The 4,996-nt window shown below is 66.3% G+C and carries 6 protein-coding genes (1 of these 6 cut by a window edge); all 6 read right to left on the bottom strand.

The window, feature by feature from the left end:
• Tightly spaced (at most 37 nt apart), the 6 genes in view from N2041_RS12685 to N2041_RS12710 form a layout consistent with a single transcriptional unit that may run on beyond the window.
• On the bottom strand, nt 1-958 hold the 5' portion of the coding sequence (locus N2041_RS12685; protein ID WP_297678947.1) for an NADH-quinone oxidoreductase subunit I. 752 nt of this gene lie to the left of the window's left edge; only the first 958 of its 1,710 coding nucleotides appear in the window; it begins with the start codon at nt 956-958; the stop codon falls past the left edge of the window.
• Nucleotides 955-2,112: an NADH-quinone oxidoreductase subunit NuoH gene (nuoH, locus tag N2041_RS12690; protein ID WP_297678948.1), complete on the bottom strand. Its 1,158-nt coding sequence runs from the start codon at nt 2,110-2,112 to the stop codon at nt 955-957. Before nuoH ends, N2041_RS12685 begins: the two co-directional genes overlap by 4 nt.
• The gene (locus N2041_RS12695) at nt 2,109-3,266 is read right to left on the bottom strand and encodes an NADH-quinone oxidoreductase subunit D (RefSeq protein WP_297678949.1); all 1,158 of its coding nucleotides are present in this window, start codon (nt 3,264-3,266) and stop codon (nt 2,109-2,111) included. The genes nuoH and N2041_RS12695 overlap by 4 nt, the downstream gene beginning before the upstream one ends.
• 37 nt (nt 3,267-3,303) lie before the next feature.
• The gene (locus N2041_RS12700; RefSeq protein ID WP_297678950.1) at nt 3,304-3,822 is read right to left on the bottom strand and encodes an NADH-quinone oxidoreductase subunit C; all 519 of its coding nucleotides are present in this window, start codon (nt 3,820-3,822) and stop codon (nt 3,304-3,306) included.
• The gene (locus N2041_RS12705; RefSeq protein WP_297678951.1) at nt 3,819-4,379 is read right to left on the bottom strand and encodes an NADH-quinone oxidoreductase subunit B; all 561 of its coding nucleotides are present in this window, start codon (nt 4,377-4,379) and stop codon (nt 3,819-3,821) included. Before N2041_RS12705 ends, N2041_RS12700 begins: the two co-directional genes overlap by 4 nt.
• A complete protein-coding gene (locus tag N2041_RS12710) occupies nt 4,376-4,738 on the bottom strand; it encodes an NADH-quinone oxidoreductase subunit A (protein WP_297678952.1) in 363 nt (120 codons plus the stop codon). The genes N2041_RS12705 and N2041_RS12710 overlap by 4 nt, the downstream gene beginning before the upstream one ends.
• Between the last annotated feature and the right edge of the window lie 258 nt (nt 4,739-4,996).

Raw genomic sequence — 4,996 nt, forward strand, 5'->3', positions numbered from 1 at the left:
CTTTTTCGTAGCTGTTCGGGTCACCCTTCGGCCCGGTGCCGACGCCCGGCGGGAACCGCATGGTGCCGTCCGGGTTCGTGCCGGAGAGGACTTCGCCGGCGGGCGCGCCGGCGCCGGCGGCCCCGGGCGCGGGCGCTGCCTGGCCCGGCTTGAGGTTCTTGTAGTACTCGATGCGGTCGAGGATCTCCTGCGGGACGGGCTCGCCGCGGTCGAGGTAGGCTTTTGCCTCGCGCTCGGCGCGCATGCGCTTGGCGCGGATTTTCGATTCGGAGAGGACTTCGCCCTCGCCGGCGGCCGCGGCGGCGCCAGCCCCGGCCCCGGCGGCTGCGGCGGCGACCTTCGGCTTTTCGGGCTCGCGCTCCTGGATGGCGGCGGGCTCGCCGCGGGCGATGCGCTCGAGCTGGCGCTGGCGGTCTTCGGGCCGGGCGCCGACGAACGAGGGCGGCGGCGGCTCTTCGCCCTTCGCCTTGCGCTCGAGGAGCTCGATGTTGTCCTGCGGGCGGAACGGCCGGGCGAGCTGGCCGGTTCGGGAGACCTTCGTCAGCTCGTCGATGTCCATGTGGAGGTCGCGCCGGTCGTAGACGGCGTGCTCGTGGCCGCTCCACGTGTTGTCCATGACGATGGCTTCGAAGGGGCAGACCTCGACGCAGATGTTGCAGCGCATGCAGCGCGCGTAGTCGATCCAGAACTTTTCGACGATCTTGCGGCGGTTGCTGGTGCCCTCGGCGTACTTCGGGTTGTCCATCATGACCGCCGTCATGCAGTCGACGGGGCAGTTGCGGACGCAGACGTTGCAGCCGGTGCAGAACGGCTCGTCGTGGTCGAAGTCCCAGACGAGGACGGGGAAGGAGCGCTGGCGGACGGGGAGGGCCTTGCGGTCGTCGGGGTATTCGACGGTGACGGGCTTCCGGAGGAAGGTCGAGAAGGTGACGCCGAGCCCTTTGAGGATGCCTTTCATGACGACGACGCTCCGAGGGTGCGGTAGGTGCCGAGGAGGCCTTTGGTGGAGCGGGCGGAGGCGTGCCGGATGATGAGGAAGATGAGGAAGCCGGCGCCGACCGCGCTGGTGACGGCGAGGAGCTCCTGCGGCCAGTCGTAGTAGAGGATGATGCCGTTGACGATGAGCTGCAGGAAGGAGAGTTCGAGGAGCACCTTCCAGCTGAAGTTCATGAGCTGGTCGATGCGGAGGCGGGGCACGGTGGTGCGGATCCAGATGATGACGATGACGATGGCGAGGGCTTTGGTGAAGGTGGTGGCGAGCTGGAGCGCCCAGTGGCTATCGACCCCGAAGGGCCAGGCCCAGCCGCCGAGGAAGACGACGGAGCCGAAGACGGCGAAGCCCCACATCGAGGCGTATTCAGTGAGCTGGAACATGCTCCAGCGGATGCCGGAGTATTCGACGAAGTAGCCGCCGACGATTTCGGATTCGGCGACGGGGATATCGAACGGCGCGCGGTGGAGTTCGGAAAGCATCGCCGTGAAGAAGATGAGGAAGGCGAGCGGCTGGAGGACGATATAGGGCCGGTCCTCCTGGAGGGCGGCGATGGTATTGAGGTTGAGGGTGCCGACGCCGTTGCCCGTATCGGCGCCGGTGATCATGACGACGCAGAGGAGGGAGACGACGAGCGGGATTTCGTAGCTGATCATCTGGGCGGCGGCGCGGACAGCGCCGAGGAGGGCGTATTTGTTGCCCGAGCCGAGCCCCGCCATGAGGATGCCGACGATGTTGAGGCCGAGGACGGCGAAGACGAAGAAGACGCCGAGGGCGAGGTTGCGGACGCCCCAGTTCTCGGCGAAGGGCAGCACCATGAGGGTGAGGAGGACGGGGATGAAGGTGGCGTAGGGCGCGAGTTCGAAGACCCAGCGGTCGGCGTTCTTCGGGCGGATGTCCTCTTTGCCGACGAGCTTGATGGCATCGGCGAAGCCCTGCCAGAGGCCCCACGGGCCGGTGCGCATCGGGCCGAGGCGCTGCTGGAAGCGGGCGACGAGCTTCCGTTCGCCGTAGGTGCTGTAGATGACGAACACCGTCATGACGAGGACGACGATGACGATGCGGATGATGGCGTCGATCCAGGTGGGGAGCCCGAAGAGGGGATCGGCAAAGAGCATCATTTGTCGACCTCGCCGAGCACGATATCGAGGGAGCCGAGGATGATGATGGCGTCGGCGACGTAGGTGCCGATGACCATCTCGCGGAGGGCGGAGAGGTTGCAGAAGGAGGGCGAGCGGAGCTTCATGCGGTAGGGCTTGTTGCCGCCTTTGGCGAGGGCGTAGACGCCGTATTCGCCCTTGGTGCCCTCGGTGCGGACGTAGCATTCGCCGCTGTCGATGCGGAGGGTCTTGGGCAGGTCGGGATTGAGGACGAGTTCGCCCTCCATCTGGGAGAGAGCATCGAGGCACTGCTCGACGATGAGCGTGCTCTGCCAGGCCTCGGCCATACGGACCATGAAGCGGTCGAAGACGTCGCCGTTCGCGCCGGTGGGGATATCGAACTTGAGGTTGGGGTAGACGCTGTACGGTTCGTCCTTGCGGAGGTCGAACTTGAAGCCGGTGGCGCGGAGGCAGGGGCCGGTGAGGCCCCAGGCGATGGCCTGCTCGGGGGTGACGGGGGAGAGGCCGCGGCAGCGTTCGACGAAGATTTCGTTGCCGACGAGGAGGCCGTCGAAGTCTTCGAGGCCCTGGCGGATGGAGCCGAGCAGCCAGCGGACGCGGTCCTGGTAGTTCTCGGGCAGGTCCATCTGGACGCCGCCGGGGCGGAAGTAGGTGGGGAACATGCGGTCGCCGGCGACTTCTTCGAAGAAGTCGTAGATGCGTTCGCGTTCGCGCCAGCCGTAGATGAAGGAGGTGCCGAAGGAGCCGACGTCGGCGCCGAAGGCCCCGAAGAACATGAAGTGGGAGAGGATGCGGGAGAGCTCGACCATCATGACGCGGATGTACTCCGCGCGGAGGGGGACGCTGATGTTGCCGAGCTTTTCGACGGCCATGCAGTAGGCCATTTCGCAGGCCATGCCGGCGAGGTAGTCGGTGCGGTCCCACCAGCCCATGGCCTGGCGGTAGTCGTGGTTTTCGGTGAGCTTTTCGAGGCCGCGGTGGAGGTAGCCGATGTAGGGTTCGCAATCGACGACCTTTTCGCCGTCGACGGTGAGGACCATGCGGAAGACGCCGTGGGTGGCCGGGTGCTGGGGCCCGACGTTGATGGTCATGTCGACGGTTTCGAAGCCGTCGTCGGCGAGGGCGTGGACGCGCTCTTCGGGCCAGATGCTCATGCGGCGTACCTCGGGCTGGCTCGGCGGATGGCAGACATCAGAAGGTGAACCCCGGGGTGGCGTCTTCGATGCCCTGCAGGATCTCGGCTTTCTGGAGCGGGTGGGCCTTCAGGAGCGGGTGGATGCGGACGTCCTCATCGAGGAGGAGGTTCTTGAGGTTGGGGTGGCCATCGAAGACGAGGCCGACCATCTCGGCGGCTTCCCGCTCGTGCCAGTTGGCGGCGGGGTAGAGGTCGGTGATGCTCGGGATGTGGGGGTTGCCCGGCGGGGTGAGGACGGTGACCTGCACGGCCTGCCGGTTCTTGTAGGAGAAGAACTGGTACTTGCAGGCGAGCCCTTCCTCGAGCATGTCGATGCCGACGATGTTGCGGAGGAAGTCGAAGGCGAGGTCGCGGTGGTTCTTCAGCTCTTCGACGACGGCGCGGAAGTGCTCCGGCGGGCAATCGATGTTGGCGTCGGTGGCGGTCTGGTTGATGGCGACGGGCAGCTTACCGAACCGCTGCTCGAGCAGTTTGATGACCTGTTCGATGGGCTTCGGAGCGAGGGGTTTGCTCATCCGACCATCCGCCTGTCTTCCATGATCTTCTCCTGCAGGCGCAGGAAGCCATCGAGGAGGGATTCCGGGCGCGGCGGGCAGCCGGGGACGTAGACATCGACCGGGATGATTTTGTCGACGCCCTGGAGGACGCGGTCGTATTCGGTGTAGGGGCCGCCGTTGGTGGCGCAGGCGCCCATAGAGATGACGTACTTGGGGTTCGGCATCTGCTCGTAGAGGAGCTTGATGGCGGGCGCCATCTTCTTGGTGACGGTGCCGGAGACGATCATGACGTCGCTCTGGCGGGGGCTGGGCCAGGGGACGATGCCGAAGCGGTCCAGGTCGTGGTTCGCCATGAAGGTGCCGATCATCTCGATGGCGCAGCAGGCGAGGCCGAAGGTCATGGGCCAGAGCGAGCTCTTGCGGCTGACGGCAAGGAGGACATCGGCGCCGGTCTGGATGACGCCGGGGAGCACGATCCGGTACGCAGCCCGGGCGCGGGGCAGCTCGACGGGGCGGAGCCGTTCGGGCTCGGCGCCGTAATCCGGGACATAGGGCGGCACGGTCGCTTCGCTCATTTCCACTCCAGGACGCCTCGCTTCCAGGCGTAGACGAGGCCGAGGCTGAGGATCGCGATGAAGAGGATCATCTGCCAGAAGATGAATTCGGCGAGCGAGAGATAGGTCATCGCCCAGGGGAAGATGAAGACGGTCTCGACGTCGAACAGCAGGAAGACGATGGCGATGAGGTAGTAGCGGACGTGGATCTGCGCCCAGTTGCGGCCGATGGGGAGCATGCCGCATTCGTAGGAGATGCCCTTGGCGCGCTCGCGGGCGAAGGGGGCGAGGATGCGGGTGGCGATGAGGGCCGTGAAGACGAGGATGAAGCCCGCGATGGCGGCGATGAGGATGGCGGACCACTGGTCGTAAAAGCTCATAGGGCGCACCGGATGCGGGGGAGCATGGCCACGATGCTACGTGCCGGGGCAGGGCAAGGCGAGGTGGCTGCTGCACTCATCGGCGGCGCGGGCTCCCAGGGCTTGTGCGACGGGCACGGGCTCACGAGGGGCCCTGCCCGTGCGGTCGTGAAGAAGCACACAAACGATACCTTCGGGGGCAGGGGAGGGCAAGGGGAGGGAAAGACGGGAGGCGGGAACCGGGAGGCGGGAACCGGGAGGCGGGAACCGGGAGGCGGG

This window comes from Tepidiforma sp. (assembly GCF_026419595.1).
In the GTDB taxonomy this organism is placed as follows: Bacteria; Chloroflexota; Dehalococcoidia; order Tepidiformales; family Tepidiformaceae; genus Tepidiforma.